This is a genomic window from Streptomyces beijiangensis, assembly GCF_017315755.1.
Taxonomy (GTDB): Bacteria; Actinomycetota; Actinomycetes; order Streptomycetales; family Streptomycetaceae; genus Streptomyces; species Streptomyces beijiangensis.
On record NZ_JAFLRJ010000542.1, the window covers coordinates 1 to 1,039 of the forward strand.

The window sequence follows — 1,039 nt, forward strand, 5'->3', positions numbered from 1 at the left end:
CGCGTCCGGGTCCGTGCAGTGCAGCGCGACCAGATCGGCCCCGATCCGCTGGGCGGGCGCCGTGTCGAAGGGGTGGGCGTGCAGCGCCTCGCTCAACCGGTGGGCGAGCGGCAGCAGATGCTGCTCGAACTCGGCCCGGGTGAGGGAGGTCGCCGTCGCAGGGAAGATGGCCCGGCCCCAGATCGTGGCGAACCGCCCGATTCTGTCTTCGGTGGAGTCGTGTCCGGTCGGGGGGCCGGACGCCTCCGGGGGAATGCTCACGCCTTGCGTCCCACTCCGACGAAGCCCGAGAAGGCGAACGGGTCTTCCTGTTCGACCGGCGCCTCCGGGCACCACTCCGGGATGGCGACCAGCCCCGGCTCGACCAGCTCGAAGCCGTCGAAGAACCGCAGGATCTCTTCGTGCGTGCGCATGATCAGCGGATTGCGGATGTTCCGGTAGACGCCGACCGCGCCACCGGCCTGCTCCTTCGGGACCGGTATGCCCTCGTAGCAGGCGTGGGAGACGACGAGCAGGCTGCCAGGGGCGAGCGCGTCGCGCAGTTCGGCCACGGCGCCGCGGGGGTCGTCGCTCTCCTCGACGAAGTGGAGTACGGAGACCAGCAGCAGGGCGACCGGGCGGTCCAGGTCGAGGAGTTCGGTGACCTCGGGGCTGCGCAGGATCTCCTGCGGCTTGCGCAGATCGGCGGCGACGATACGAGCGCGCTCATTGCCTTCGAGTACGACCTGGCTGTGGGCGACCGCGACCGGGTCGTGGTCGACGTACACGATGCGCGCCTCGGGATTCGCACCCTGGGCGACCTCGTGGACATTGCCGAACGTGGGGATGCCTGACCCGATGTCGAGGAACTGCGTCACGCCCTCGTCGACGGCGAAACGTACAGCCCGGCGCATGAAGGCACGATTCGCCTGCATGACCTTGGGCAGCCCCGGCACGAACTCCATGGCCTTGCGGGCGGCTTCCCTGTCCACCTCGAAATTGTGCGAGCCGCCCAAGTAGTAGTCGTAGATCCGCGACACGCTCGGCACCGAAATGTCGA

1 protein-coding gene and 1 pseudogene are annotated in these 1,039 nt (G+C 68.8%); both read right to left on the reverse strand.

Translation table 11 applies throughout. The features are described from left to right. Positions 1-261: pseudogene (locus tag J0695_RS36520) on the reverse strand (GGDEF domain-containing protein); the annotation flags it as partial. Continuing rightward, positions 258-1,039, reverse strand: a 782-nt coding sequence (locus J0695_RS36525; RefSeq protein ID WP_242553651.1) for an SAM-dependent methyltransferase, incomplete at its 5' end; no start/stop codon positions are given. The gene J0695_RS36525 and the pseudogene J0695_RS36520, both read right to left, overlap by 4 nt.